This window comes from Corynebacterium lujinxingii, assembly GCF_014490555.1.
Lineage (GTDB): Bacteria > Actinomycetota > Actinomycetes > Mycobacteriales > Mycobacteriaceae > Corynebacterium > Corynebacterium lujinxingii.
The window spans coordinates 184,799-211,000 of record NZ_CP061032.1 but is presented as its reverse complement, the minus strand read 5'-3'; the positions used below and the strand labels follow the sequence as shown (position 1 = coordinate 211,000).

Sequence of the window (26,202 nt, the reverse complement as noted above, 5' to 3'; positions counted from 1 at the left end):
CCCGCGCGCTAAGGTGATACACCATGGAACGTTTGTGGCGCTCGTTGCGGTGGGTGTGGGGCACGTCGTGGCCCCTCTACGCCGCTACCGTGTTGGGCACGAACCTGCTCGGCGCGGTCGGCTGCATGCTGTTCGTGCGCTACCTCATCCCGATGCCGGCCGTCGCCGAACTGGACCTGAGCGGCCAGCTCGGGCTCATCGGCGTGATTTACGCAGCGGTCGCGGTGTTCGCCGGCATCATCGTCACGTTCTTCCTGTTCAGACCCGTGCTCGAGTGGCAGCGCAGCCCCCGCGACCACGACCCGAACATGGTGCGCCACCTGGTGATGCGCCTGCCCGTGCTGCAGACAATCATCGTGGTGGCGGTGTGGGGGCTCGGCATCGCGATTGTCACGGCGCGCACATTGCTTGTCGACGTCCCCCTTGCCGTCGTCGTCCTCGTCACCACGATCCTGGCGTGTTTCGTCGTCAGTGTGCTCACGTATCTGCAGGCGGAGCGGCTCGTGCGCCCGATCGCGGCGTCGGCGCTCGCGCGGCGGTTCGAGGACGCCACCTTGCAGCCGCCGATCAAGTTCCGGCTGTTTTTGACGTGGTTCACCACTTCCGCCGTGCCGATGGTTGGTGTCATGCTGCTCACCGTCGCGCAGCGCGTCGGCTACTTCACCGGCACCGTCGGCGAACTCACCGGCGCGGTCATCGCGCTGATTGCGGCGGGGCTGCTGACCGGGTTCGTCGGCACGTGGTTTGTGGTCATGAGTGTTGTCGACCCGATTAAGGAGCTGCAGAGCGCGATCAACCGGGTGCGCCGCGGTGAGCGCGACACGCAGGTGGACATTTACGACGGCTCCGAGATCGGCGTGCTGCAAGCCGGCTTCAACGAGATGATGCGCGGGCTTCGCGACCGCCAACGCGTGCGCGACGTCTTCGGCCAGTACGTCGGCGCCGAAGTCGCGCAGAAGGCCCTGGAGGAGCGCCCCGAGCTCGGTGGCGAGGAGCGCAAGGTCGCGGTGTTATTCATCGACGTCGTCGGCTCCACCACCTACACCGTGCAGCACACCCCGGAGGAGGTCGTCGAGGCGCTCAACGAGTTCTTCGACATCGTGGTTGAGGTGGTGCACCGCAACAAGGGCGTGATCAACAAGTTCCAGGGAGACGCGGCCCTTGCGGTGTTCGGGGCGCCCGTCGCGCTTCACGACGCCGCCTCCCACGCCCTCCAAGCCGCCCGCGAAATCCAACGCGACCTGGCGGGCCTGGAACTCAAGGCGGGCATCGGCGTCGCGTCCGGTCACGTGGTGGCCGGCCACATCGGCGGCTCGGACCGCTTCGAATACACCGTGATCGGCGACGCCGTCAACGGCGCGGCGCGCCTGACCGACCTTGCGAAGGAAACCCCGGGCATGGTGCTCACCAACGCCGCGACCTTGCGCGCCGCCAACGAGGTCGAGCAGCAGCGCTGGGCGCTGATGAAGTCGGTGGAGTTGCGCGGGCGCAACAAGATGACGCAGCTGGCTCGCCCAGTGCGCTCGACAATGGCGGATCGCTCCTAGGCGCCGAACAGGAGCTGCATCGCCCCGGGTGTGTCGTTCGGCACCTCGTACCCGTTCGGTGACACCCACACCGGGGTGCCGTCCCGGATACATATTCGGCCCCGCCTGACCATCCAGGGGTCGTCGTCGTTCGTGCCGTTGTGGTAGCGGCACAGCGGCACCAGGTTGTTCAGGTTGGTCTCCCCGCCGTGCCGCCACGCGGTGACGTGATGCGTTTCGCAGTGGTCAGCGCCGTGCCGGCAGCCGGGCAGCGGGCAGGTCGGTGACATCATCGACGCCAGCGTGCGCTGCTTGTCGTTGGCAAAGCGCTGCGTGCGATACAGGTTCACCGCACCCTCCGCCGGGTGGAACGCCGCCACCTCCAACTCCGCACCGAACTCGCGGGCAAGGAACTCGGCGCCGGACATCGTGGTGCCGTCGGTGAGCACCAACTGCACCTCCTCGCCCGCACCGGACTGGATGCGGGTCCACTCCGGCAGCGGAACCAGGACGATCGGGCGCGGCACGGCGTGCGGCACCCCGCCCTCCTCACCGCGCAGCAGCCGCACCAGCGCGTCGGCCATTTGCTCGGCGGCGGGCAAGGACGGGTCGATGAGCGAGCGCAGCAGGTGCTCCAGATCGGCGATGTCGCGCTCCGCGTACGTCAGCGACACGCTGCGCATGCCCGCGCGCGAGGAGGAGAAGCGGCACTGCTTCTTCGGGGTGGGCTTGGGTGTGGTGACGGTGTCGTCGATACGCTGCGACAGCGCCTTGTACGAGCCGCGGAAGCGCAGCAGTTCGAGGCGCAAACGCCAGCGCTCGGCGGCGTCGCCAACCGCGGCGAGTTTGCGCTCGATCAGGCAGATCTGGTCGAGTGGCATCCCGGCGGCGAGTTCGCGCGCGTCGGCCTGCTTGCGGGTGAACTTCGTCGCGCCGTAGTAGACGCGGTGCGCCTGAGTCCACTTCCGCTTCACGGCCGGGTCGAGTGCGGCGAACGCGGGCGCAGACGCGTCGAAGCCCGCCAGGACGCTGATGTCTGCGCCTGACAGGGCTTCGAGAAATTCGCCGAACGTCATGGCCTGCACGTTAAACGCGCAACAGGCCAGACGTAAAGGGTTTGTCCACTATATTGCGCATTCGCTTAGCGCTTGCGGGCCTTGACCACGCGTTTCGTGGTCCGCTTCTTCTTGGTCGCCTTCTTCTTCGTGGCCTTCTTGCCGCCGCCCTCGGCCTCGCGAGCGCGGCGTGCGGACAGCAGCTCGTTGGCGCGCTGGTCCGTCATCGTTTCGGGGGTGTCGCCACGCTGCAGCGACGCGTTGGTCTCGCCGTCGGTGACGTACGGGCCGAACCGGCCGTCTTTGACCGTCATCGGCTTGCCGGAGACGTCGTTGTCGCCGAGCATCTTCAGCGGCGGCTTCGCGGCGGCGCGGCCCCGGCGCTTCGGCTCGGCGTAGATGCGGCGCGCCTCGTCGAGCGTGATCGAGAAAATCTGGTCCTCCGACGCCAGCGAGCGCGAGTCGGAACCCTTCTTCAGGTACGGGCCGTAGCGGCCGTTTTGCGCGGTGATGACCTCCCCGTCGGCCGGGTCCACGCCGACTTCGCGTGGCAGCGACAGCAGCTGCAGCGCCTCCTCGAGCGTCACCGACGACGGCTCCATCGAGGCGAACAGGGATGCGGTGGCGGGCTTCAACTGTTCGTCGACAAGCTGCGCCATGCGCTTTTCCTTCTGCGCCGCGGCCGTCTTCGTCTCCCAGTTCTTGGCGCGCTTGCCTTCCTCGGCGCGCTGCTTATCCTCTTCGGCGCGCTCAGCGGCGATGACGTCCTCGGCGTGGGCTTCAGCGCGCTCGCGTTCGTCGTCACGCACGAGCTCCGTGACGTACGGGCCGAAGCGGCCTTCCTTAGCGACGACCACACGGCCGTTGGCGGGATTCTCACCGAGTTCGCGGCCCGACTGCGGGGTGGCGAACAGTTTCTCCGCCATCTCGAGCGTGATCTCGTCCGGCGTGGCGGATTCCGGCAGGTTGGCGCGCTGGTACTCCGGCTCGCCGTCCTTTTCGCCCACCACGCGCTCGATGTACGGGCCGTAGCGGCCGACGCGGACGACGACGGGGCGGCCCTCCGAGTCGTCGAAAAGCTGCAGCGAGTTCGCCGCACGGGCGTCGATGGATTCGAGGTTGTCCTCGATCATGTGCTTCAAACCGCCGCGGCGGGCGAGCGCCTGCGCCATGGATTCGCGCGCGTCGGCGTCGCCGAAGTAGAACCCGGACAGCCACTTGGTGCGGTCCTGGTTGCCGTGGGCGATCTCGTCGAGCTCGTCTTCCATCGACGAGGTGAAGTCGTAGTCCACCAGCGCGTCGAAGTTGTTCTCCAACAGCCCGACGACGGAGAACGCGACCCACGACGGCACCAGGGCGTTGCCGCGCACGACGACATAGCCGCGGTCCTGGATGGTCTTGATAATCGACGCGTACGTCGACGGGCGGCCGATGCCCAGATCCTCCATCTTCTTCACCAACGACGCCTCGGTGTAGCGCGCCGGCGGGTTCGTGGAGTGCCCGTCGGCGGTGACGGACTTGGTGGCCAGTTCGTCGCCCTTGGCCAGCTGCGGCAGGCGCGTTTCGTTGTCCTGCTTGTCCGAGTAGGCACGCAGCCAGCCCGGGAACGTCACGGTGCGGCCGGTGGCGGTGAACTCGCAGGCCTCGCCGGCGGCGTCGACGGCGATGGTGACCTTGGTGGAGTTGCCGCGCGCGTCTTCCATCTGGGAGGCGACTGTGCGCTGCCAGATCAGTTCGTAAAGTTTGAACTCCTCGGCGTCCAACGCGCCGGCGAGTTGGCCGGGGGTGGCGAACCGTTCGCCGGCGGGGCGGATCGCCTCGTGGGCCTCCTGCGAGTTTTTCACCTTGCGGTCGTAGATGCGCGGCTTGTCGGCGACGAAGTTCGCGCCGTAGAGTTCGCGCGCCGCGGCGCGGGCGGCGTCGAGGCCCTGCTTGGACAGCGAGGTCGAGTCCGTACGCATGTAGGTGATGTGGCCGTTTTCGTACAGCCGCTGCGCGATGCGCATGGTGCGCGCGGAGGTGAAGTGCAGTTTGCGACCGGCCTCCTGCTGCAGCGTGGAGGTCATAAACGGCGCATACGGGCGCCGCGAGTACGGCTTTTCCTCGACGGCGGTGACGTGCATGGGTGCGGTGCCGATGTCGTCGGCAAGCGAATGCGCTTTTTGCTTATCGACGACCACCGCATCCGACACCAACTCACCACGGTCATTGAAATCGCGGCCCTGCGCGACGCGCTTGCCGTCGAGCGCGACGAGTTTGGCGTTGAAGTCCTCTTCCCCCTTGTGCAGCTCCGCCACCAAATCCCAGTATTCGGCGGAGATGAACGCCATGCGCTCGCGCTCGCGCTCGACGATCACGCGGGTGGCCACGGACTGGACGCGGCCGGCGGACAGGCGCGGCATGACCTTCTTCCACAGCACCGGGGAGACTTCGTAGCCGTAGAGGCGGTCGAGGATGCGGCGGGTCTCCTGGGCGTCGACAAGCGCCATGTCCAGCTCGCGGGTGTTTTCGGCGGCCTCGCGGATGGCGGACTCGGTGATCTCGTTGAACACCATGCGCTCCACCGGCACCTTCGGTTTGAGCGTTTCCAGAAGGTGCCACGCGATCGCTTCGCCCTCGCGGTCGGGGTCTGTCGCCAGCAGCAGTTTGTCGGCCTGCTTCAGCTTGGATTTGAGGTCGGTGACCTTCTTTTTCTTGTCCCCGGAGACGACGTAGATGGGGGTGAAGCCGTCCTCGGGGTTGACGCCGAGTTTCGCCCACGCCTCGTTTTTGTACTTCGCGGGGATGTCGGCGGCGCGGCCGGGGAGGTCGCGGATGTGGCCGACGGAGGCCTCGACGATGAAGTCGTCGCCAAGATATTTCTGGATCTTCTTCGCCTTCGTCGCGGACTCCACGATCACTAGAGTCTTGCCGTTTTCAGTCACGCTGACAGGTACCTCGATTCCCACTAATGCTTATAAGCGGTAAAACTCACTCATTCTTATCAGACAACTAGCACACCTATATACGGCCGGGTGGGTTCTTGGCGCGAGGGCACTACACTGCGTTGGGGCCCTAGCGCCAGAATGGGCAGGGCGGAAAGGAGAACGCAGCGTGGTCGATTCGCTCATCGATTTCCTGCACACCCTGATGGGCATGTGGGTGTTCTACCCGCTGGTAATCGTGCTGATCATCGCCGACGCGCTCGCGCCCGTGGTGCCGTCCGAAACCGTGCTCAACTTAGCTGGCGCGTTTTCCGCCTCGCGCGGTGTGCCGAACGTGTGGGGTGTCATCCTCGCCGCAACTATCGGCGCGATCATCGGTGACAACATCTGTTTTGCGCTCGGCGGCAAGCTCATCCACCGGGTGGACAACCTGGACCCGGAGTCGAAGTCCGGCCAGGCGATCACGTGGGTGCGCCAGAACATGAACCGCGGTGCCGGCGCGATGATCATCGTCGCCCGCTTCATCCCGTGGGCGCGCTGGGTGGCCACGATTGTGCTGGGGTCGGTGCGCTACAACTGGTTCAAGTTTTTCTTCTTCGACACCGTCGGCGTGATCTTGTGGGCGAACCTGAGCGTCGGCATGGGCTATCTCGGCGGCCGGATTTTGCAGGACTATCCCCTGCTCGCGATGCTGCTCGGCGTGCTGCTCGGCTCCCTAGTGGGTTTTTCCATTCAGAAGCTGCAGAACCAGATCTTCGAGCGCCGCGATATCCGCCGCGGCATTTCCGCGGTATAGAAAAATCCCCGCCCTGTGCAGAGCGGGGACGAAATCCGGGGTTTACAGTGCGCGGACCTGCTGCGCCTGCGGGCCCTTCGCGCCCTCGCCGACCTCGAACTCGACCTGCTGGTTTTCCTCCAGGGTGCGGAAGCCCGAGCCCTGGATTTCGGAGTAGTGGACGAAGACGTCGGAGGAGCCGTCGTCCGGTGCGATGAAGCCAAAGCCTTTTTCGGCGTTGAACCACTTAACAGTTCCGGTTGCCATGGTGAAACCTTTCAAAAATTGTTCGTAAAATATGCCGTCCACCAGGGCCAAAGCGGTCCTGGCGCCCGCGTGCACAATCCGCGCGAGCACCTTTGGGGGCGCGCACAACATCTGTGACCGGCTCTCAGTCTGCCATGATTTGTTGGCCGCGGCACTGCTTTGCCGGGCTAAGGTTTGATGCCATCATGGTTTCCCCTTTCGGCAGCGATTTAATCGAGGTGCTGCAGCGCCGTTTCCCCGACGCCACGCTCACGCATATCGAGCACGAACCCGCGCGCCAAGCGGTGTTTAGCTCTTGGCCCGAGTGGGTGGAGCCGGGCCTCAAGCAGTTGCTTATCGACGACTCCGTCACCCGCCCCTACACCCACCAAGTCCAGTGCGCGCAGTTGGCGTGGCAGGGCCGTGACGTTGTCGTCGCTACGGGCACCTCGTCCGGGAAGTCGTTGGGGTATCAGTTGCCGGTGCTTTCCGCGCTGGCTGAGGATCAGAAGGCCTGCGCGATCTATCTCACGCCGACGAAGGCGCTGGGGTCGGACCAGTTGCAGGCCACGATGCGCATGACGCGCGGCAACGAGGCGCTCGCGTCGGTGCACCCGGCGCCGTATGACGGCGATACTCCGCAGGAGTCGCGCGCCGGTATCCGCGAGCACACCCGCTACGTGTTCACGAATCCGGACATGCTGCACGCAGGCCTGCTCGGCGCGCATGCGCGGTGGGCGCGGTTGCTGCGGCATTTGCGCTACATCGTCGTCGACGAGTGCCACACCTACCGCGGTGTGTTCGGGGCGAACGTGTCGCTGGTGCTGCGCCGGCTGCTGCGCATTGCCAAGGCGTACGGCGCGGAGCCGACCCTGATTTTCGCCTCTGCCACCGCCGCCGATCCGGCGGGGCAGGCGTCGCGGCTGTGCGGTCGGGAGGTCGTCGCGGTGACCGACGACGCCGCACCGACCGGCGAGCGCACCATCGCCCTGTGGGAGCCGGGCTTTATCGAGGGCGCCGAGGGCGAAAACGGCGCGCCGGTGCGCTACCCCGCGACCACGGAGGCGGCGTCGATAATGTCGACGCTGCTTCTCGAGGGCGCGCGCACCTTGACCTTCGTGCGCTCGCGCCGCGCCGCCGAGACCGTGGCGATGCGCGCCCAGGAGGATCTGGTGGTGGCGGGCCGGACCGATTTCGCGGACCGCGTCGCCTCCTACCGCGCCGGCTACCTCGCCGAAGACCGCCGCGCACTAGAACAGCGTTTGGATAACGGCGACCTCCTCGGCGTGGCCACCACCAACGCACTCGAGCTAGGCATCGACGTCGGCGGCCTCGACGCGGTGGTCATGGCGGGATTTCCGGGCACGGTGGCGTCGTTTCGCCAGCAGGCGGGCCGCGCTGGTCGGCGCGGCCAGGGTTCGGTGGTGGTGATGGTCGCCCGCGACGAGCCGATGGACACCTACCTGGTCCACCACCCGCAGGCGCTGCTCGGCCGGCCAGTGGAAAACAGCGTGTTCAACCCTGCCAACCCCTACATTCTGCGCGGGCACATGTACTGCGCCGCGGTGGAGCGCCCGCTTACCGACGACGACGTCGCCGCCTTCAACGCCTCCGACGTCGTCGCCGAAATGACCGCCGAGGGGCTGTTGCGCCGCCGGCCGCAGGGGTGGTTCGCGGTGCCGCAGTTGGAAGGTGTGGTGACGCCGGAGACGGCGCATTCGTCGGTAAGCATCCGCGGCGGCGTGGGCGAGCAGGTGATGATTGTGGACATCACCGACGGTCGCCTGCTGGGCACCGTGGACGCCGGCCGGGCGATGAGCCAGGTCCACGACGGCGCGGTGTACATCCACCAGGGCGAATACTTCGTCGTGCAGTCGCTTGACCTGGACGATTACGTGGCGCTGGTGGCGCCGGAGCGGCCGGACTACTCCACGCAGGCGCGCTCGACGACGGACATCACGATCCTGGGGAAACCGGACGCGCTGGACAACCCGTCGCCGGGGCTGTGGGTGGCAAACGTGGACGTGGAGGTCATCGACCACGTCACCGGGTACGTGGTCCGGCTTGCCGACGGCACCGTTTCCGAACACATCCCCCTCGACCTGCCCGAGCAGCGCCTGGTCACCCGTGCCGTGGCGTACACGATCGACCCGATGGTGCTTGACGAGATCGGCATTACCGCAGGCGAGATCCCCGGCGCGCTGCACGCCGCGGAGCACGCCGCGATCGGGCTGCTGCCGCTTCTGGCCACCTGCGACCGGTGGGACATCGGCGGGGTGTCCACCGCCCTGCACCCGGACACGATGCTGCCGACGGTGTTCGTCTACGACGGCCACCCGGGCGGCGCGGGCTTTGCCGACGAGGGCTTCACCCGCTTTCCCGAGTGGATCGCCGCCACCTACGAGGCGGTGCGCTCCTGCGGGTGCGAGGACGGCTGCCCGTCGTGCGTGCAGTCGCCGAAGTGCGGAAACGGCAACCAGCCGCTGGACAAGCACGCGGCGTTGAAGCTGCTCGGCGCGCTGGTGACCATGACGGCCTAAGGGCGGGGTAACCGTTACGGCCCGGCGCGGGCGGTGGCTTCCGCCTCGCGCAGGCGCACCGCGACCACGACGTCACCGGCGACGAACTCGCACGAGGTGACCTCCGCGCCGTTGTGCCCGGCGGTGGTGCGGCCCCATTCGCAGGCGTCGTGGCCGCGGTACAGTGCGCTGGCTGCGGCGACGGCGGATAAGTCCGCGGCGACGCGGGCCCGATGCGAATCCGCTGTGCGCACCCCGATCAGGACCACGGCCAGCGCCAGCGACACCACTGCGGTGGCGATGCCGGCGGTGGTGACGGTGGCGGAGCCGTGGTCGTCGTCAAGCACACGCGCCATTTAGAACTCCACGGGGAAGATCGCGGTGGCGCGCATGGTGCCGATCGGGGCGGGCACGGACGCAGTGACGGTGGCCAAGCCGGCGGATTCGGTGAACGCGACCTCGCCGCGCGGGGCGGTGTAGTCCACGCCAAGCGCGTGCGCACGGGCGGCGGCACCGGCGATGTCGACGGCGGTGATGTAGGCCGACACTGTCGCTATGCCGCCTACCACCGCCGCGGCGACGACAACCAGTGTCGCCAGCGACAGCGCCGTTTCTACCGTGGTCATCAGCCCGGGGTGTTGGACAGGGCGTCGGTGATCACGCCTTCGATGGCGCTGACCACCCCGTCGCCGTTGACCACGAGGTAGAGCACTCCGGCCAGGGCGGCGGCAGCGAGTGAGCCGAAGGCGTATTCGATGGTGGACATGCCGTCGTCGTTACGCAGACGCTCAGTCAAAGAGATGTAGATGCGGTACATGGTTGGTTTCCTTTCATGAATTGATGAGGTTGGTTCCCAGGCTGATCACCACGGGCGCGAGCCCGAGGACGAAAAACGCCGGGAGGAAAAACGCGGTCAACGGGATGGCGATGAGCACGCCGGCGCGTTCCGCTTTGGCTTTGGCGTGGTCGGCGGCGTCGGCGCGCAGGTTCGAGGCGATGCGTTCGCACCCCTGCGCAAGCGCCGCGCCAGACGAGTTGGTCATTGTCACAAGGCCGGCCAGGTCTTCGCCGCCGGGGATGGCGTGAAGTTCCGACCAGGCGCGCTCGGGCTCGACCCCGAGCGCCAGAAGTGCCGCGACGGTGTGCCACGGGCTGTCGGCGTCGTGCGTTTCGGCGACGGCGGCGGCAGCGGTGGCCACCGGCAGGCCCGCCTCGAAACACGCGGCGAACAGCGTGATGTCGCTAGCGGCGCGGTCCGGGCGCACGTATGCGGGACCGTCGCGGGGATTTTTCGGCGTGGGCGCGGGCGTATCGACGACACGCCGCCCCGGCACGGCCGGCCCAATGACAAGCGCCGCCGCGAGAAGCAGTGCAGGGGTGAGGCCGATCATGTCGCGGCTCCTTCGATGATGCGTTGCGAGACCACCACGCCAGCGCACACCAGCGCCGTGCCCAGCGTCAGCAGCACCCCGCCGAGCCCGCCGCCGGTGAGAAACGCGACCGGGTTCGCCCCCATCGCAGCCCCCATGAGCAGTCCGGCCAGCGGCAACAGTGCGAGCACCACCGCGGTCGTGCGCGGGCCCGCCAGCGCGGCGTTGGTGGTGGCGCGGTGGCGCCGGGTGTGGTCGATGTCGTCGCGCGCAGCGGCAACCAGGCGTGACAGCGGCACGCCACGGGTGGCGGCGAGCGAGAACAACGTGCCGATGCGCGCGAACTCCGGGGTCTCCGGCGCAACCGCGACACCGCTACCCACGTGGTGGATCAGGTGCGCCACGTCGCGGGCGACGGCCGGCGGGGCGTGCTCGGCGGCGCGGGCCAGTGCGTCGAGAAGCGGCGCGCCCGCCTCCACGTTTGTGCCCAGGTGCCCGAGGAACACGGCGGCGGCATCGCTACGGCGCTCGCTGGCACGAGAGCGCCGTCGCGTATCGACGACCCACACCACCGTCGCCGCGGCACACGCCCCCGCAATGACCAGGCTCGCTCTGTCGAACACCAACGCCGCGAGCACCACAGCGCCGACCACCACCGGGATGGCGACTGCGGCACGCACCCGAAACGCCCGCGCCGACACGCGTTGGAAAGGCGCAGGCGGCGGGCACGCCACCGCACCGGCGAGAAGGAGCAGCCCGTTCATCGCAGCAGCTCCTCGTATCCGTCGGCGGGGCCGGTCTCGGCGTCCCACACCACCCGCGCGCGCACCGGCTGGCCCTCGAGCACGCCGATCTGATGCAGGCGCCGGGTGCCGTCGGCGAAGCGCTTCACCACGATTACCACGTCGATGGCGGCTGCCAGTTGGGCGTGCAGCCCGGCGCGGTCCATGCCTCCGAGCGCGGCGAGCGCCTCGAACCGCGCGGGCACCTCGGCGATCGAGTTGGCGTGCAGGGTGCCGGCGCCGCCGTCGTGACCGGTGTTCAGTGCGGCGAGCAGGTCGACAACTTCCGCGCCGCGGATCTCGCCGACGACGATGCGGTCGGGCCGCATGCGCAGCGATTGGCGCACCAGATCCGCGATCGAAATTTCGCCCGCACCCTCGGAATTCGTGCCGCGGGTGGTCAGGTTGACCACGTGGGGGTGGTCCGGGGTCAATTCCAGGGTGTCTTCGATGGCGACGATGCGCTCGGCCCTATCCACCTCCGTGAGCAGTGCGGACAGCAGCGTGGTCTTGCCCGATCCGGTGCCGCCGACCACCACGAACGCCTTTCGCTTGGCGACGACACCGCGCAGCACCTCCGCGCGCTCAGCATCAAGCGCGCCGCGTGCCGCCAAGTCGTCCAACGTGGCAGAGGCGGTGTGCAGCACGCGCAGCGAGATGCACGTGCCGGCCTGCGCGGTTGGTGCGAGCACGGCGTGGAAGCGCAGCAGGGTGCCGTCGTCGCGGGTGACGTGGCCGTCGCAAAACGGGTGCGCGTCATCGAGGCGGCGCCCGCAACTCGCCGCCAGGCGGGAGGCTAACCGGCGCACTGCCGCCTCCGACTCGAAGCGCAGCGTGGAGCGCTCCAGCCCGCTGCCGGAATCAACGTAGACGGCGTCCGGGCCGTTGACGCAGATGTCGGTCACGGTGTCGTCGGCAAGCAAGGCTTCCAGTGGCCCGGCGCCGGTGGTGTCGTCGCGCAGTTTGCGCATCACATCCAACACGCCGATATCGCTGATCACCACGGCTTCCTCGCGGATGAGCGCGGCGATGCGGGCGGGGTCGGGGTTGGCGGGCTCGTCGGCAAGCCTGCGCTTGACACGCGCGATCAAGTCCGTCATCTACGCCACCTCCCCCAGCACCGCCTGGGCGGCGGAGGAAAGCCCGCGCGGCAGGCGCTGCGGCAGGCCGGATTTCTCCAGCGTACGGGTCAGTCCGCGCACTTCCGGCAGGCGCGTAGCCACGGACGCACCGGTGGTCTGCTCGATCTCCTCCACCGTCAACGCCGCCCACGCGTTGTCGCGCACCACCAGCGTGCTCGGCAGGCCGGCAGCGTTGCATTCGGCGACGACGCGGGTGGCCGCGGCGACCGCGCGTACCTCGGGTGTGAGCACCACCGCGACCAGGTCACTGCGGCCGGGGACAAACGCGGCCGGGGTATCCACCACCGTCACACCCGCCGCACCCGCAGCAGCCACGACGTTCTCCAACGCCTCCGCATCCACGCGGAACGGGTCGGCCACGCGCTGGCGGGCGAACGTGAGCACCGCAATGTCGTCGGCGGTGGCGGGCAACGCGCGGCGCACATCAGGACGCGCGACCCCTTCGCCGATCTCAATCTCGCCCCAACGCGCGCCGGGCGTGTGCTCGATGCCGAGCAGCAAGTCCAGCCCGCCCGAACACCAGTCGGCGTCGATCAGCGTCGGCGACTCCCCCGCCTCCCGGCACAGCGCCGCCGACAACACCGACGCCCCCGCACCGCCGCACGCGCCGACGACACTAACCACCTTGCCGCGCCCCGCCGCAACCGCAGGACGCACTGCCAACGCCCCAAACGCGCGCAACAGGTCCGCCGCCTGGGCGGGCAGGACGAACGCGCCGGGCGCGCCGGGCTCCGACCCGACGACGAACACGTTCGGGGCTTGCGGTGGTGGCAGATCGGGGGCCCGGGTGTCGTCGATAAGCACGGCGAACGCTTTGGGCGCGTGCCGGGCGAGCTGCGCGGCGTCGGCTGCGTCGATGACGGGGCGCCCGGTGGCGGCGGCGAGGTGGATGGCTTCGGAGTGGCACGCGTTGTCGGCGACGGCGACCACGATGGCTTGTTTCGTCTGTGTCATGTGTATGAGTCTTTTGCACCCGCGTAACCGCAGCAACCACCCTGTGGATAACCCGCCGTTTGCGTGACACCGCGACAAAACCCCTGTGGAGAAACCGCCACAAACGTTTACTGGTTTCACAGCGGTCATGGAAACCGAACCCAGCTTCGCGGAGCTAGACTTTTTAACTATGTCTCCCACAAAGCCGGTGGCGGCGTTCTTCGACCTGGACAAGACGATCATCGCGACGTCGTCCGCGTTCGCCTTCGGCAAAGAATTCCGCAACAACGGAATGATCACCCGCCAGGAAGCGTGGGACCTCTACCTGACCAAGGCGCAGTACATGCTCGTCGGCCAGTCCAGTGAGAAAATGGACGCCACGCGCGATTCGCTCGCCCAGCTGGTCAAAGGCTGGTCCGTTGAGGACATCCAGCGCATCACCCAGGAGACAATGCGCACCGTGGTCACCCCGGCGATCTACGCCGAGGCGCGCGAGCTTATCGACGACCACCGCGCCCAGGGCCACGACGTCATCATCATCTCCGCGTCCGCGTCGATTCTGGTCGAGCCGATCGCCAAGGAGCTCGGCGTGGACACCGTGGTGGCCACCGAACTGGCGGAAGAGGACGGCAAACTCACCGGCGAGATCACCCGCTACCTCAAAGGCGGGGCGAAGGCGGAGGCCGTGCGCCAGTTCGTCTCCGACCACGACTACGACCTGGCTGGAAGCTACGCCTATTCCGATTCCGCCACCGACATCCCGATGCTCGCGCTGGTGGGCAACCCGGTGGCGGTCAACCCGGACCGGCCGCTGAAAAAGCACGCGCTGGCCAACGGCTGGCAGACCCGCACCTTTAAAAACCCGGAGCCGCTCATCCAGATGCCCAACGCGCGCGAGGTGGGCATCGGCGCAGGCGTGATCGCCGGTGTGACTGCGTTGGCTGTGGCTGGTGTGTTCATCGCCCGCGCGGTGACCGGCAAGTCCGACAAGCGCAGCGCCTAGGCGTAAGTTTCACCCCGATTCGGGCGAACACCGGCGGGTATCGCTAACATCGTTGGAAGAATTTCCAGGCACCTTCCGGGTGCCGTGTATAAAACCACCCAGGAAGGTGAGCAAACAATGAGCAACGAAGGTCTCTACACCAGCGGCTCGACCGCCGTGTCCGCCAAGGTGGATTCCATTCCGCTGCGCGACACCGACGTGACGGTGCCGGGCCAGCAGTCCATCGGCACGCTGATCTCGAACGCCTCCGAGCAGGTCTCCACCCTCGTGCGCGGCGAGATCGAGCTGGCCAAGGCCGAGGTCATGGGTGAGGTGAAGAAGGGCGCCGTCGGCGGCGGCATGTTCGGCGCGGCCGGCGTGATCGCGCTGTACTCGTCGTTCTTCCTCTTCTTCGCGCTGGCGGAGATGCTCGCGTCCTGGATGCACCGCGGCTGGGCGTTTCTCATCGTCTTCCTCATCATGATCGCGCTCGCCGGCCTGCTTGCGTTCCTGGGCTTTAAGAAGGTCAAGAAGATCAAGGCCCCGGAAAAGACCATCGAGTCCGTCAACGAGCTGAAGAACCTGAAGCCGGGCGAGGCGCAGAAGAACCTGAACAAGAACGAACAGGGCCTCTACACCGGCGCTGGCTCCACCGCGGTTAACCGCTAACGCACGATTGCGTATCGACGACGCCGGAAAGCCTCGTCACATCCCCTACGCGCTGCTGCACCTGACGTGCAGTCAGCGCGTAGCCTGTTTCTGAGGCGTCCAGCGACGCCCCAAAGATCATCCCCACGACCTCGCCCGCCGGTGTGAGGAGCGGCCCGCCGGAGTTGCCCTGGCGGATGTCGCCCCGCACGGTGTAGGCCTCGCGCTCCACCCGGCCTGTGGTGTAGATGTCCGGGCCGGCGATGGTGAGTTTGCCGCGGATGCGCGCAGGTGCCGCCTCGAACGGCCCGGAATGCGGGTACCCCATGACCACGGCGTCGTCGCCGGATGCCAGCATCGTGTCAGACCACGGCAGGGCTGGCAGGCCGAGGCCTTCGGCGCGCAGCACCGCGATGTCGGTGTCCGGGTCGTAGAGCACAACGTCCGCAGGCTTCACGCCGACGACGGTGTCCAGGGACACCCGTTCCGTCCCGGCGACGACGTGGGCGTTGGTGAGCACGTAGCCGTCCTGGATCACGAAACCGGATCCCATGAGGCGGCGCCGGCAGGTCTCCGAGTCGCCCATGACGTGCACGACGCTGGGACGCACCGCCTCGATCACCCCGGGGCGAAGCGCCGCCTCGTCAGGAGCGTCAACCTTCGAGCCGTGGGGCGATTGGAACGGGGAGACGAGCGGGGGCAGGCCGGATTCGTCGAGAAGCGCCGCGAACCTGGCGGGCAGTTTCCCGGCGCTGTCGGGGGCGACGTCGTGGACCTGCGCCAGGATGCGCGAGTTGCGGATGCCGTCGCCGAGTTCGCCCGGCACCGCCGCGGCCAGCGGGATGGAGATAAACCACACGACCAGGGTGAACGCGACGGATTGGAACACCGCGCCGAGCACCGAATCCACGAACCGGGACAGCCTGCTGCGCACCCGGCCCCGCATGTTCGCGCCGAGCGTGACGCCGAGCAGGTTGCCCAGACCGACGAAGAGCACTACCACCGCCAGCAGGAGCATGATGCGCACGGACTGGGAGTCGGTCAAGTCGAGCAGAAACGGCGCGAGCGCCAGCCCCACGATAAGTCCGGCGACGATGCCCACGGCGGAAATGACGGCCGAAAACGCCCCCTGGCGCCAGCCGCCCACAAACGCGGCGACGACAGCGAGCGCGAGCAGTACGTCAACGACCAGGTGCATTTCGCAAATGTTACAGCTCGCGGTTGTCGGACCGGGCGAGCGCCTCGGTGAGATCCGCGGGTTCTTTGTCCCAATCCACCGCCCAGCCGGCCACCTCCAGCACGGCGGACAGCAGCACGCCGGTAAAGCCCCAGATGAGGTAGCGCCGCGCCCAAAAGGCCGGCCCGGACCAGTACGACCAGCCCAGCATCGCCCGGTTTGCCGGATCGATCAGGTCACGCACTGGGACGAAGAACACGTCGTCGGTTTCGAACTCGCTGGCCGGATACACCTCGTTCGGGTTCGGCGTATACGCCACCACGGGCCGCACGCGCCGGTTGCTGCCGCCGGTGGTCGCCGCCCCCATCACCGCCAACGGCACGACGCGCGCAGGCTCGAGGCCGGTCTCCTCCTCCGCTTCGCGGATCGCGGCGGCGACTGGCCCGGAGTCTTCCGGGTCGATGTGCCCGCCCGGAAACGCCATCTGCCCGGAGTGGCTGCGCATCGACGGGGTGCGGTGCGTGATCAGCACTCGCGCGTCGTGAGGCAACTCGGTGGCGTGCGGGTCGCCGGCGAAGACGATGAGCACCGCCGCCTGGTCGTCGCCGCCCTTCTGGTGCACGCGCGCGCCCAGGGTTTCGCGGATGACACGGGCGCCTTCGCCGGCATGGAGGGCGTCGACAAGCGGACGCAGCCACGCCGGCGCGCGGTGGGGTTGCAGCTGCACCACTACAACGCCCCCGCCACAGCGTCGGCCAGTTCGTCCGCGGAGGTGAATTCCTTTGCGAACACTGCGACCTGCTCGCCGCCTTTAAATACCACCGTCACCGGCACCACCGGCGGCAATCCGAGCGTTCCCGCGAACGTGCCGGACTCGTCGGCGAAGCTGGGCAGGTCGACGCCGATGTCGTCGAGAAGCGCCGCCCCGCGCGCGCCGTCACGGTCCGCATGCACCCCCACCACGGTGTATTCGGGATGCTCGGCGGCGAACTGCTCCACCACGGGCAACTCCGCACGGCACGGCTCGCACCACCACGCCCACACGTTCGCCACCACGACGTCCTGCTGCGCGCCGCTGACCCCGCCGCCGAGGCAGGCCAACTCCACCCCGCCGAGCCCGCCTTCCGGGCAGTCCGGGCGCTCAGCCACAGTTTGCTTATCGACGACCTCCTCACCGGCCTGCGGGGTGTCGTCGATAAGCAATGCCCGCGCGCCCGCGATCACGAGCACGGTGACCGCAATGATCGCCGCAATACTGACCCAGATTGCGCGCTTCATCGGCCGGCCATCTCCAGGATGTGGTCGCGCTCGTGACCCGTGACTAGGTCCGCGGCCTGCTCGGGGTCGGTGGGGCCGGCACCGAAACTGGGGCAGTCGAACGCGATCGGGCACGCGCCGCAGGCGGGTTTGCGGGCGTGGCAGACGCGGCGGCCGTGGAAGATGATGCGGTGGGAGAACATGGTCCACTCGCGACGCTCGATGAGTTCGGCCACGGCGTGCTCGATCTTTACGGGGTCGGTCTCCTCGGTGAACATGAGGCGTTTTACCAGGCGCTGGAAGTGGGTGTCCACCGTCAGGCCCGGCTTACCAAACGCGTTGCCGCGCACCACATGCGCTGTCTTGCGCCCCACGCCGGGAAGCGTGACCAAGTCCTCGAGCCTTTCCGGCACCTCACCGTCGAAATCCGCGACCAGCTTCTGCCCCAGCCCGATGACATTTTTCGCCTTCGAGCGGTAGAACCCGGTCGAGCGGATGATCTCCTCCACGTCCGCCTGGTCAGCCGCGGCGTAGGCGGCCGCGGTGGGATATTTGGCGAACAGCGCCGGGGTGACCATGTTCACCCGCGCGTCCGTGGTCTGCGCGGAGAGTACCGTAGCGACGAGCAACTCCAGCGGATTAGTGAAGTCGAGCTCCGCATGCGCGTCCGGGAACGCCTGGGCCAGCGTGCGGTTAATCCGGCGGGCGCGGCGCTTCAGGCCGATCGGGGTCTCCTCCCCCTTCGCTGCGGGGTGCGCCCCCGGGCGGCGGAGCTTCTGCGGGGTGAGCGAATCGGACATGCCTGACATGCTAGCCCGTACAATATCCTCATGACCCTTCTGCTTGTGGTGATAGTTCCACTGATTCTCGGGGCCTTTCCCCTCATGATGGAGCGGTTGGAAACCGCCGTCGTCGGATAAGTACGATTTTTCAAAGAAGCTTCGCGACACAGGTCGAAGTGGTACAGTTCCACTGCAATGTGATCATCACACCGAAATCGCGAAGCCGTGACCGATACCACGAGTAGCGCGATACTCGAGGAGGACGAAATGGTAGGCGTACAGGACACTCTCGCCCGCGCCGGCATCTTTCAGGGGGTCGACTCTGAGGCAGTCGCCGCGCTGATCAGCGAGATGGACACCGTCGAATTTCCGAAGGGCACCACGATCTTTGAGGAAGGCGAGCCTGGCGACCGCCTCTACATCATCGTGGACGGCAAAATTAAGCTCGCCCGCCACGCCCCGGACGGTCGCGAAAACCTGCTGTCCGTGATGGGCCCGTCCGACATGTTCGGCGAGTTGTCCATCTTCGACCCGGGCCCGCGCACCTCGTCCGCAGTCTGCGTCACGGACGTCACCTGCGCGACCATGGATTCCACCATGCTGCGCCAGTGGATCGACAACCACCCGGAGATTTCCCAGCAGCTGCTGCGCGTACTGGCCCGTCGCCTGCGCCGCACCAACGCGTCGCTGGCGGACCTCATCTTCACCGACGTGCCGGGCCGCGTGGCCAAGACCCTGCTGCAGCTGGCAAACCGCTTCGGCGTGCACGAAGGTGGCGCGCTGCGCGTCAACCACGACCTGACGCAGGAAGAGATCGCCCAGCTGGTGGGCGCCTCCCGCGAGACCGTGAACAAGGCACTTGCCACGTTCGCGCACCGCGGCTGGATCCGCCTCGAGGGTAAGAGCGTGCTCATCGTCAACACCGAGCACCTCGCCCGCCGCGCGCGCTAACCGGCGCGCAGCGACACCCCGGCGCTAGCGGTTGTTCAGGTAACGCAGCGCCACACGAGTCGACTGCTCGGCGGCACCGCGCAGGACCGGGTCGACGTCGTCGTAAATCGCGTCGACGAGCGTGTTGATGTCCACGTTTTCGCCGTGTTCCTTGAGCGCCTCACGGATCTGATCCAGGCGCTGGTTACGGCGGTCGATGTACTTGCGGGCGTAGACCGAAAGATCCTCACCCTCCGGGCCGTGACCCGGCAGCAGCGGCACGCCCTTGCCCTGCTCCTCCAGCATCTCCAGCGAGTCGAGGTACGCACCCAGGTCGCCGTCGGTCTCCGAAATCATGGTGGTGTGGCGGCCTGCGATCGTGTCGCCCGTGATAATCGCCTCCGGCGTGCCGGAAGTGTCCTCGCCCGGGTAGACGAAAAACGACACGGAGTCGCTCGTGTGGCCTGGCGTTGCGACGACCTTCAGCCGCGGCGTGACGCCCTCGACCGCAATCACTTCCCCGTCCGCAAGCGGCGCCTCGTTGCCGGAGCAGTGCTGCGGAGAAAAGGCGCGCACCGGTGCGCCGGTCAGTTGACGGAAGCGCTCCGCGCCGTCGGCGTGGTCGTGGTGGCGGTGGGTCAGAAGCGTCAGCGCGACCTTGTCGGCCTTCGCCTGCAGCACATTGAGGTGGCCTTCGTCGGCCGGGCCCGGGTCGATGACGATGCTCGCCACGTCGCCCTCGCCCCGAACCACCCAAGAGTTCGTGCCCTCGAGCGCCGCGTAGCTGGGGTTCGGCGCCAAGACCACCGCGGCGTTGGGGGTCACTTGGCGCAACTGGCTGTATGCGGGATGCTTCATGGCTCCCACCCTACCTGGTAGAGGTGTCGTCGCTAAGCGAACTAGCCCTCGAGCTCGACGACGAGCTCAACCTCGACCGGGGTGTCCATCGGCAGCACCGCAACGCCGACAGCGGAACGGGCGTGCGCACCGGCATCGCCGAAGACCTCGGCGAGCAGCTCGGAAGCACCGTTGATCACGGCCGGCTGGCCGGTAAAGGCCGGGTCGGAGGCGACGAAGCCGACGATCTTGAGCACGCGGGAGACGTTGTCGATGCCGACCAGGTCATCCACCGCAGCCAGCGCGTTCAGCGTGGCCTGGCGGGCGTAGCCGTACGCGTCGTCCTCGGAAACCTCGGCGCCGACTTTGCCGGTGGCGGGCAGCTTGCCGTCGACAAACGGCAGCTGCCCGGAGGTCCACACCTGGTTGCCCACCTTGGTCGCCGGGACATATGCGGCCACCGGCGCGGCGACGGCCGGAAGTTCGATGCCCAATTCCTTCAGGCGGTTGGTCCACTCAGCCATTTATTCAACCTCCCGCTTCATGTAGGCGACAACGTTGTCCGGGGTCGGGCCCGGGGTGACGGTGACAAGTTCCCAGCCGTCCTCGCCCCACGTATCAAGAATCTGCTTGGTGGCGTGCGTGAGCAGCGGAACTGTTGCGTATTCCCATTTCGTCATGGGGCTCACCCTACCTACAGCCCGATTACTTCGCCGCCGGCGGACAGGTGTTCGGCCCAGTCGGTCACGTGCGGGTTCTTGCGCAGCACAGCGCGACGCTGACGCTCCGTCAGGCCGCCCCACACACCGAACTCCACCTTGTTATCCAGCGCGTCGGCGCGGCACTCGGTGAGCACCGGGCAGCCGCGGCAGATGCTGGCGGCCTTGCGCTGCTCCGCGCCACGAACGAACAGGGCATCCGGGTCCCCGCCGCGACAGTGAGCCTGGGTGACCCACTCACCACGGTCGAAGACCAATTCACCCGCGGAGTCGCACTTCTTCGAGGTGACAGGTCGCAAGTTGGTAGCCGGTGCCTTTTTCAAACTCGTGGTCATCGTGCGTCTCCTTGACATCCAATCCCAGTCCGGAGGGCGGACTCCTTTTATACGTTCCACCGCATATCCGCGGTTCAATGTAAATGTAATCACAGCGTGAAAATGCTGTCGAATGGATCACAATTTTGGGGGGAGTGGCCTATTCCGCAGTCTCGCCATATCAATTAAGGTATGGGCGTGTCTGCGCTTCGATCTCTAGGAAACCTGCTGGCCGCGCTCGTCGCCGCCGCACTGGTCCTCGCGCTTTGCATGGCGCCCATCGCGGGTTTATCCGGTGCCGCGATCGCGCGTACCGACGACACCATGCAGTCCAACCTCTCCGACCTCACCCACGGCGACGTGCCCGGCGTGACCACGATCACCGACGTCAACGGCAAACCCATGGCCTGGCTGTTCAAGCAGCGCCGCTACGACGTGCCCAGCGAGCAGATCTCCCAGTACGTCAAGGACGCCCTGGTGGCCACGGAGGACCGCCGCTTCTACGAGCACGAGGGCGTGGACATGCAGGGCTTCGCCCGCGCGCTGGTGACCAACGTGCTCGCCGGCGGCGTGGAACAGGGCGCCTCCACGGTGAACCAGCAGTACGTGAAGAACTACCTGTGGCTCATCGACGCCGAGAACGAGGAAGAAGCCAACGCCGCTACCGAGCAGTCCATCCCGCGCAAACTGCGCGAGATGCGTATGGCCTCCGACCTGGACAAAACGCTGGACAAGGACGAGATCCTCACCCGGTATCTCAACCTGGTGTCCTTTGGCAACCACTCCTATGGCATCGAAGCGGCCGCGCGCACGTACTTCGACACCTCCGCGGCCAAGCTCAACCCGGCGCAGGCGGCGCTTCTGGTGGGCACCTTGCAATCCGTCGAGGCGCTCAACCCGTACACCAACCCGGACGGGGCGGTGCGCCGTCGCAACCTGGTGCTGACCAATATGGCTGCCCAGGGCTACATCGACCAGTCTGAGGCGGACCGGTGGGCTGGTGCGCCGCTCGGGCTCGTCGATAAGCCAAAGATGATCCCGGAAGGGTGCATCACCGCAGGCGACAACGGTTTCATGTGCGACTACGCCCTGCGCTACCTGGCGGATAAGGGCCTGGACCTAGAGACGATCAAGAACGGCTCCTACACCATCCGCACCACCCTCGACCCGGCCATCCAACAAAGCGCGCTGGATGCGGTGCGGCGCAACGTCAGCCCACACACTGCCGGCGTGGCCGAGGTGTTAAACATCGTCGAGCCGGGCACGGATTCGCGCGACATCAAGGCGATGGTCTCCTCGCGCTACTACGGACTCGACCTGGACCAGAGCCAGACGATCCTGCCGCAGCCGGCCTCCCTGGTGGGCAACGGCGCGGGCTCGGTGTTCAAGATCTTCACCGCGGCCACGGCGCTTGAGCAGGGCTACGGGCTGGACACCATGCTCAACACACCGGCGCGCTCCGTGGTCTACGGCATGGGCGAAGGCGGCGCGAAAAACTGCCCGCCGGGCGCGTACTGCGTGGAAAACGCCGGCAGTTACGCGGCGAAGATGAGCCTGCAGGATTCGCTGGCCCACTCCCCCAACACGACGTTTATCGAGTTAATTCAGACACTCGGTGTGGGTCCGGTCGTCGATACGGCAGTGCGCCTGGGGCTGCGCTCCTACCAGGACGCGAACTCGTTCGGCGACGGCCGCTCCATCGCCCAAGCCGCCAAGGACGAGAACATGGGCTCGTTTACCCTCGGCCCGCTGGCCGTCAACGCGCTTGAGCTGTCGAACGTGGGCGCAACGCTGGCGTCGAACGGCCGCTGGTGCGAGCCGAACCCGATCGCGGAAGTGACCGACGAGCACGGCCGCCAGGTGTTCATCGACCGCCCCGCTTGCGAGCAGGCCATCGATCCGGAGATCGCCGGCGCGCTGGCCGCGGGCATGTCCCACGACATCGTCGAAGGCACCGGCGCCGCCGCGGCCAAGGCGAACAACTGGTCCGCCCCCACCGCGGCGAAGACCGGCACGACGGAATCGCACCAGTCCTCTGCCTTCCTGGGCTTCACACGCGGAATGTCGGCGGCGCCGTACATCTTCAACGACGGTACCCAGACCACCCCGCTGTGCACCGGTCCGGTGCGCCAGTGCCCCGACGGCGACCTATTCGGCGGCAACGAGGCAGCCAACACCTGGTTCCAGGCCGCCGCCGGCGTGCCGGGCGCGGCCTCCGCGGGCCTGCCGGCCGCCAGCTCGAAGTACCAGTCAGGCGCCAAGCGCGCGGCCGTGGATTCCGTGGTCGGCCAGTACTCCTCCGCCGCGAAGTCGCAGCTGGAGTCGCAGGGCTACAAGGTGGTGCTCAACACCGTGCCGGGTGGCGGCGCGGCCGCAGGCACGGTTGTCTCGGTGGTGCCGGCGGACGACTCGCTCGCGCGCGGTTCGACAATCACGCTGAACGTCTCGGACGGCTCCGGCCCGTCCACGTCCCCGGCACCGTCCTCGTCGGCTCCCCCGAGCCCCTCGACTTCCACGTCGGCGGCCGCACCCGATTTCAGCGGCATTGAGGAATCGCTTAACGACGCCCGCGACGCGATCGCCGACGTCTTCGACAACTAACCGTTCAGGCGGGCCTTGACAGCCTCAGAGATGCGCTTGCCGTCGGCGCGGCCCTCAGCCTTGGCGGTCGCAGCCTTCATGACCTGCCCCATCTGGGCCATGGAGGTGGCGCCGGTTTCGGCGACGGTGTCGTCAATAAGCGCGGCGAGCTCGTCGTCAGTCAACTGCTTCGGCTGGTACGCCTCGAGCACGTTCGCCTCCGCCAGCTCGGTTTCTGCGAGGTCCTCACGGCCGTTGGTCGTGTAAATCTCGGCCGACTCGCGGCGCTTCTTGATCTCGCGGGCGATGATCTTTTGAATCTCCGCGTCGTCGACTTCGTGCTTGGAGCCCTCGGTTTCGGCGGTCTGGATCGCGGCCAGCAGCATACGGATCGTGCCGGTGCGCTCCTTCTCCTTCGCCTTCATGGCTTCCTTGAGGTCTGCGCGGATCTGGTCTTTCAATGCACTCATGGCAGCGAGATTACAGTGGTGCGGGTGAAGAAGTTGAAGCAATTGGCCCTAGCAGGCCTCACCGCGGGCTCATCCGCGCTCGCGTGGGGGTACACCGAACGAAACAACTTCCAACTGCGCGAATACGAACTCCCCCTGCTGAAGCCGGGCGTGCTGCAGGGCCGCGACGCGTTTACAATCCTGCACGTTTCCGACCTGCACATGATCCCCGGTCAGCAGGCGAAGGTCGACTTCGTCTCCAGCCTCGACGCGCTCGACCCGGACCTGGTGATCAACACCGGCGACAACCTTTCCGATCTGGGCGGGGTCCCGTGGGTGCTCGACGCCCTCGGACCACTGTTGAACCGGCCCGGCGCGTTCGTCTTCGGCACCAACGACTACTGGGCGCCCCGCCCGGTCAACCCGCTGAAGTACCTCACCGGCGCCAAACGCGAACCGTCGTACGTGGACCTGCCGTGGGAGGGCATGCGCGCCGCGTTCATCGAGCGCGGCTGGCAGGACGCCACCCACCAGCGTCTCGAGTTCAAAGCCTCCGACGTGCGCCTCGCCCTCGCGGGTGTCGACGACCCCCACCACGACCTGGACCAGTACTCCAAGATCGCCGGCGCCCCGCACCCGGACGCGGACCTGGCCATCGGCCTGCTGCACGCGCCCTACCGCCGCGTGCTGGACGCCTTTGCAACCGACGGCTACCAGTTAGCCCTGGCCGGCCACACCCACGGCGGCCAGATCTGCCTGCCGGGCGGGCGCGCGCTGGTGACCAACGCCGACATCGACCGCAAACGCGCCTCCGGCCTCCACCGCTACGGCGACATGTGGATGGAGGTGTCCAACGGGCTCGGCCAATCCAAGTACGCGCCGGTGCGGTTGTTCTGCCCGCCGTCCGCGGCGTTGATCCGCGTGGTGGAGCGGTAACGGGGCGTCCGGTTGCGGGGCAGCCTGCCCGTTCGCCTGCTCGTCTGCTCTGCCTGCTCGTCTGCTCCGCCGCAGGTCGCGCGAACTGCCTAAAAGACAATATCGTCGTTTACCGATTTTCCCGGAACGCGACCTGGGCTTTTGCAAAAACGAGGCCACAAAAGACGATATCGTCTTTTGCAGCGGTGGATCCAGGCCGAGCCGCACCACACCGCAGCGACCACCGCACCACACCGCCACCCCATGCTGGCAGCAAAACGCACACAACCTGCCGTTTTGGCCAAACCGGCCCCCGGGGGTATTGTGTGTCGAGTACCGCGGGCAAGCGCCCGAGATACGCCGGGATATGGCGCAGCTTGGTAGCGCGCTTCGTTCGGGACGAAGAGGTCGCAGGTTCAAATCCTGTTATCCCGACCAACACAAAACCCGCCTTTCAAGGCGGGTTTTTTCATGCCTCTTAACCCTTAACGCTGTCGTAACATGTCTTCTTGGACACTGTGGTTGTACATTCCGTACGTTCTCACACACCTCAAGGAGGACACCATGAAAAACACCACCCGTACGGTCACTTTTGTGGCTGCTAGTGCGCTGTTGCTTGGCTCGATTGGAGCAGCCCCGGCTCACGCCGCAACCGTCGCGGCAAAAGACAATGACGGCATGTGTGCTGTGAAGCTCACGTCTGCTGAGAAGCGTTTCATTGAGTCGTGGTTTGACGAGTCGAAAGCAATTGGTGACTACGAGCAGGCACGCGACCTGATCGCGGCTGTGGAGTCCACTTTCCCTGGCGTTGTCGCTGAGAACGAGAAGGCACTCAAGGGTGAGAAGGCGGAGTTTGGCAAGGTGTTGCCGGAGGGGCTCGTCGCAAAGTATGTGGATGCCCAGAAGACGATGAAGGAGTCTGAGCCCACGGTCGCGAGGACATTGGAGGGCATTGATGTGGACGCGTGGCGTGTCGGGCCGGATACGAAGCGTGTTGAGATGCCGCTGACTGCCAAGGATGGCAAGGTGTTCGAGGCGTGGACGGCGACGCCGTCCGGCAAGGTTGCAGCGAAGCGCATGCTTATCGACGACGCCGACGCCGCCGCCGCCAAGGCCTGCACTACCGGTCGCCAGGCGGATGTGCAATACCCCACCGCGAAGGCGGACGTGAATGTGCCGGCCATCGTCGGTGGGGTGATTGCGGCGCTGCTGGTTATCGCAGGCCTAGTTTTTGCGCTGCCACACTTTGGCGTGGCACTGCCGATGTTGGGTAAGTAGTGCTGGTTAGAACTTAGCGATCGGCCCGAGCACACCGTCGACAAAACATACCCGCCTTTTCG

At 66.9% G+C, this 26,202-nt stretch carries 28 protein-coding genes and 1 tRNA gene; 10 read left to right on the top strand and 19 right to left on the bottom strand.

What is annotated here, in order from left to right:
* Positions 1 to 23: 23 nt before the first annotated feature.
* On the top strand, positions 24 to 1,547 hold the full coding sequence (locus IAU68_RS00910; protein WP_171193212.1) for an adenylate/guanylate cyclase domain-containing protein: 1,524 nt from the start codon (positions 24 to 26) through the stop codon (positions 1,545 to 1,547).
* On the opposite strand, the gene IAU68_RS00905 is transcribed toward IAU68_RS00910, so the two are convergent.
* Together IAU68_RS00905 and topA are read right to left on the bottom strand one after the other, a co-directional pair.
* A complete protein-coding gene (locus IAU68_RS00905) occupies positions 1,544 to 2,602 on the bottom strand; it encodes an HNH endonuclease signature motif containing protein (RefSeq protein WP_171193211.1) in 1,059 nt (352 codons plus the stop codon). The two genes, IAU68_RS00910 and IAU68_RS00905, sit on opposite strands and share 4 nt — an antisense overlap.
* 65 nt (positions 2,603 to 2,667) lie before the next feature.
* On the bottom strand, positions 2,668 to 5,505 hold the full coding sequence (topA, locus tag IAU68_RS00900) for a type I DNA topoisomerase (protein ID WP_171193210.1): 2,838 nt from the start codon (positions 5,503 to 5,505) through the stop codon (positions 2,668 to 2,670).
* Positions 5,506 to 5,674: 169 nt separating this feature from the next.
* Between topA and IAU68_RS00895 the strand changes: the two genes are divergently transcribed.
* Complete coding sequence (locus IAU68_RS00895) at positions 5,675 to 6,301, top strand: DedA family protein (protein WP_171193209.1); 627 nt, start codon at positions 5,675 to 5,677, stop codon at positions 6,299 to 6,301.
* Positions 6,302 to 6,343: 42 nt separating this feature from the next.
* Here the strand turns inward: IAU68_RS00895 and IAU68_RS00890 are convergent, their stop codons facing one another.
* Positions 6,344 to 6,547, bottom strand: a complete 204-nt coding sequence (locus IAU68_RS00890) for a cold-shock protein (protein WP_034996968.1) — start codon at positions 6,545 to 6,547, stop codon at positions 6,344 to 6,346.
* A gap of 185 nt (positions 6,548 to 6,732) precedes the next feature.
* Between IAU68_RS00890 and IAU68_RS00885 the strand changes: the two genes are divergently transcribed.
* Positions 6,733 to 9,066 carry a DEAD/DEAH box helicase gene (locus IAU68_RS00885; RefSeq protein WP_171193208.1) on the top strand — a complete coding sequence of 778 codons (2,334 nt, stop codon included), beginning with the start codon at positions 6,733 to 6,735 and terminating at the stop codon, positions 9,064 to 9,066.
* 14 nt (positions 9,067 to 9,080) lie between these two features.
* Here IAU68_RS00885 and IAU68_RS00880 read toward each other — a convergent pair whose 3' ends face one another.
* The 7 genes from IAU68_RS00880 to ssd are packed head-to-tail and all read right to left on the bottom strand — an operon-like array spanning position 9,081 to position 13,293.
* On the bottom strand, positions 9,081 to 9,401 hold the full coding sequence (locus IAU68_RS00880; protein WP_171193207.1) for an Rv3654c family TadE-like protein: 321 nt from the start codon (positions 9,399 to 9,401) through the stop codon (positions 9,081 to 9,083).
* Positions 9,402 to 9,671 carry a hypothetical protein gene (locus tag IAU68_RS00875; RefSeq protein WP_171193206.1) on the bottom strand — a complete coding sequence of 90 codons (270 nt, stop codon included), beginning with the start codon at positions 9,669 to 9,671 and terminating at the stop codon, positions 9,402 to 9,404.
* The gene (locus tag IAU68_RS00870) at positions 9,671 to 9,862 is read right to left on the bottom strand and encodes a DUF4244 domain-containing protein (protein WP_171193205.1); all 192 of its coding nucleotides are present in this window, start codon (positions 9,860 to 9,862) and stop codon (positions 9,671 to 9,673) included. Before IAU68_RS00870 ends, IAU68_RS00875 begins: the two co-directional genes overlap by 1 nt.
* A 13-nt stretch (positions 9,863 to 9,875) precedes the next feature.
* Positions 9,876 to 10,436, bottom strand: a complete 561-nt coding sequence (locus tag IAU68_RS00865) for a type II secretion system F family protein (RefSeq protein WP_171193204.1) — start codon at positions 10,434 to 10,436, stop codon at positions 9,876 to 9,878.
* Positions 10,433 to 11,179: a type II secretion system F family protein gene (locus IAU68_RS00860; protein ID WP_171193203.1), complete on the bottom strand. Its 747-nt coding sequence runs from the start codon at positions 11,177 to 11,179 to the stop codon at positions 10,433 to 10,435. The genes IAU68_RS00865 and IAU68_RS00860 overlap by 4 nt, the downstream gene beginning before the upstream one ends.
* Complete coding sequence (locus tag IAU68_RS00855; protein ID WP_171193202.1) at positions 11,176 to 12,297, bottom strand: TadA family conjugal transfer-associated ATPase; 1,122 nt, start codon at positions 12,295 to 12,297, stop codon at positions 11,176 to 11,178. Before IAU68_RS00855 ends, IAU68_RS00860 begins: the two co-directional genes overlap by 4 nt.
* Positions 12,298 to 13,293, bottom strand: a complete 996-nt coding sequence (gene ssd / locus IAU68_RS00850; RefSeq protein WP_171193201.1) for a septum site-determining protein Ssd — start codon at positions 13,291 to 13,293, stop codon at positions 12,298 to 12,300.
* Positions 13,294 to 13,462: 169 nt separating this feature from the next.
* On the opposite strand from ssd, the gene IAU68_RS00845 reads away from it, so the two are divergent.
* Complete coding sequence (locus IAU68_RS00845) at positions 13,463 to 14,275, top strand: HAD family hydrolase (RefSeq protein ID WP_231699049.1); 813 nt, start codon at positions 13,463 to 13,465, stop codon at positions 14,273 to 14,275.
* A 117-nt stretch (positions 14,276 to 14,392) separates the two neighbouring features.
* A complete protein-coding gene (locus tag IAU68_RS00840; RefSeq protein WP_171193199.1) occupies positions 14,393 to 14,923 on the top strand; it encodes a phage holin family protein in 531 nt (176 codons plus the stop codon).
* Here IAU68_RS00840 and IAU68_RS00835 read toward each other — a convergent pair.
* Genes IAU68_RS00835 through nth form a run of 4 tightly spaced genes read right to left on the bottom strand, consistent with a single transcriptional unit; the run spans position 14,913 to position 18,136 of the window.
* Positions 14,913 to 16,100, bottom strand: coding sequence for a MarP family serine protease (locus IAU68_RS00835; RefSeq protein WP_171193198.1), 1,188 nt, complete (start codon positions 16,098 to 16,100; stop codon positions 14,913 to 14,915). The genes IAU68_RS00840 and IAU68_RS00835 overlap by 11 nt on opposite strands.
* Positions 16,101 to 16,110: 10 nt before the next feature.
* The gene (locus IAU68_RS00830) at positions 16,111 to 16,806 is read right to left on the bottom strand and encodes an NUDIX hydrolase (protein ID WP_231699048.1); all 696 of its coding nucleotides are present in this window, start codon (positions 16,804 to 16,806) and stop codon (positions 16,111 to 16,113) included.
* 2 nt (positions 16,807 to 16,808) lie between these two features.
* Positions 16,809 to 17,357: a TlpA family protein disulfide reductase gene (locus IAU68_RS00825; protein WP_171193196.1), complete on the bottom strand. Its 549-nt coding sequence runs from the start codon at positions 17,355 to 17,357 to the stop codon at positions 16,809 to 16,811.
* A complete protein-coding gene (nth, locus tag IAU68_RS00820; protein WP_171193195.1) occupies positions 17,354 to 18,136 on the bottom strand; it encodes an endonuclease III in 783 nt (260 codons plus the stop codon). The genes IAU68_RS00825 and nth overlap by 4 nt, the downstream gene beginning before the upstream one ends.
* Before the next feature lie 249 nt (positions 18,137 to 18,385).
* On the opposite strand from nth, the gene glxR reads away from it, so the two are divergent.
* Positions 18,386 to 19,069: a CRP-like cAMP-activated global transcriptional regulator GlxR gene (glxR, locus tag IAU68_RS00815; protein WP_171193194.1), complete on the top strand. Its 684-nt coding sequence runs from the start codon at positions 18,386 to 18,388 to the stop codon at positions 19,067 to 19,069.
* Positions 19,070 to 19,093: 24 nt separating this feature from the next.
* On the opposite strand, the gene IAU68_RS00810 is transcribed toward glxR, so the two are convergent.
* From IAU68_RS00810 to IAU68_RS00795, 4 genes are read right to left on the bottom strand one after another with little or no spacing between them, the layout of a single operon-like run.
* Positions 19,094 to 19,906 (bottom strand): MBL fold metallo-hydrolase, encoded by an 813-nt coding sequence (locus IAU68_RS00810; RefSeq protein ID WP_171193193.1) that lies wholly within the window; start codon positions 19,904 to 19,906, stop codon positions 19,094 to 19,096.
* Positions 19,907 to 19,947: 41 nt separating this feature from the next.
* The gene (locus IAU68_RS00805; protein WP_171193192.1) at positions 19,948 to 20,409 is read right to left on the bottom strand and encodes a RidA family protein; all 462 of its coding nucleotides are present in this window, start codon (positions 20,407 to 20,409) and stop codon (positions 19,948 to 19,950) included.
* Positions 20,410 to 20,565: a DUF4177 domain-containing protein gene (locus IAU68_RS00800; RefSeq protein ID WP_171193191.1), complete on the bottom strand. Its 156-nt coding sequence runs from the start codon at positions 20,563 to 20,565 to the stop codon at positions 20,410 to 20,412.
* 14 nt (positions 20,566 to 20,579) lie between these two features.
* A complete protein-coding gene (locus IAU68_RS00795) occupies positions 20,580 to 20,939 on the bottom strand; it encodes a WhiB family transcriptional regulator (protein WP_171193190.1) in 360 nt (119 codons plus the stop codon).
* A 177-nt stretch (positions 20,940 to 21,116) separates the two neighbouring features.
* On the opposite strand from IAU68_RS00795, the gene IAU68_RS00790 reads away from it, so the two are divergent.
* The gene (locus IAU68_RS00790; RefSeq protein ID WP_171193189.1) at positions 21,117 to 23,519 is read left to right on the top strand and encodes a transglycosylase domain-containing protein; all 2,403 of its coding nucleotides are present in this window, start codon (positions 21,117 to 21,119) and stop codon (positions 23,517 to 23,519) included.
* On the opposite strand, the gene IAU68_RS00785 is transcribed toward IAU68_RS00790, so the two are convergent.
* Complete coding sequence (locus IAU68_RS00785) at positions 23,516 to 23,968, bottom strand: GatB/YqeY domain-containing protein (protein WP_171193188.1); 453 nt, start codon at positions 23,966 to 23,968, stop codon at positions 23,516 to 23,518. The two genes, IAU68_RS00790 and IAU68_RS00785, sit on opposite strands and share 4 nt — an antisense overlap.
* Positions 23,969 to 23,992: 24 nt before the next feature.
* Here IAU68_RS00785 and IAU68_RS00780 point away from each other — a divergent pair, with 24 nt between their 5' ends.
* From IAU68_RS00780 to IAU68_RS00770, 3 genes are all read left to right on the top strand, one after another.
* Positions 23,993 to 24,883: a metallophosphoesterase gene (locus IAU68_RS00780; protein ID WP_231699047.1), complete on the top strand. Its 891-nt coding sequence runs from the start codon at positions 23,993 to 23,995 to the stop codon at positions 24,881 to 24,883.
* A 340-nt stretch (positions 24,884 to 25,223) separates the two neighbouring features.
* Positions 25,224 to 25,300 (top strand) — tRNA-Pro (locus IAU68_RS00775).
* 126 nt (positions 25,301 to 25,426) lie between these two features.
* Positions 25,427 to 26,140 (top strand): hypothetical protein, encoded by a 714-nt coding sequence (locus IAU68_RS00770; RefSeq protein WP_171193186.1) that lies wholly within the window; start codon positions 25,427 to 25,429, stop codon positions 26,138 to 26,140.
* Positions 26,141 to 26,202 lie beyond the last annotated feature (62 nt).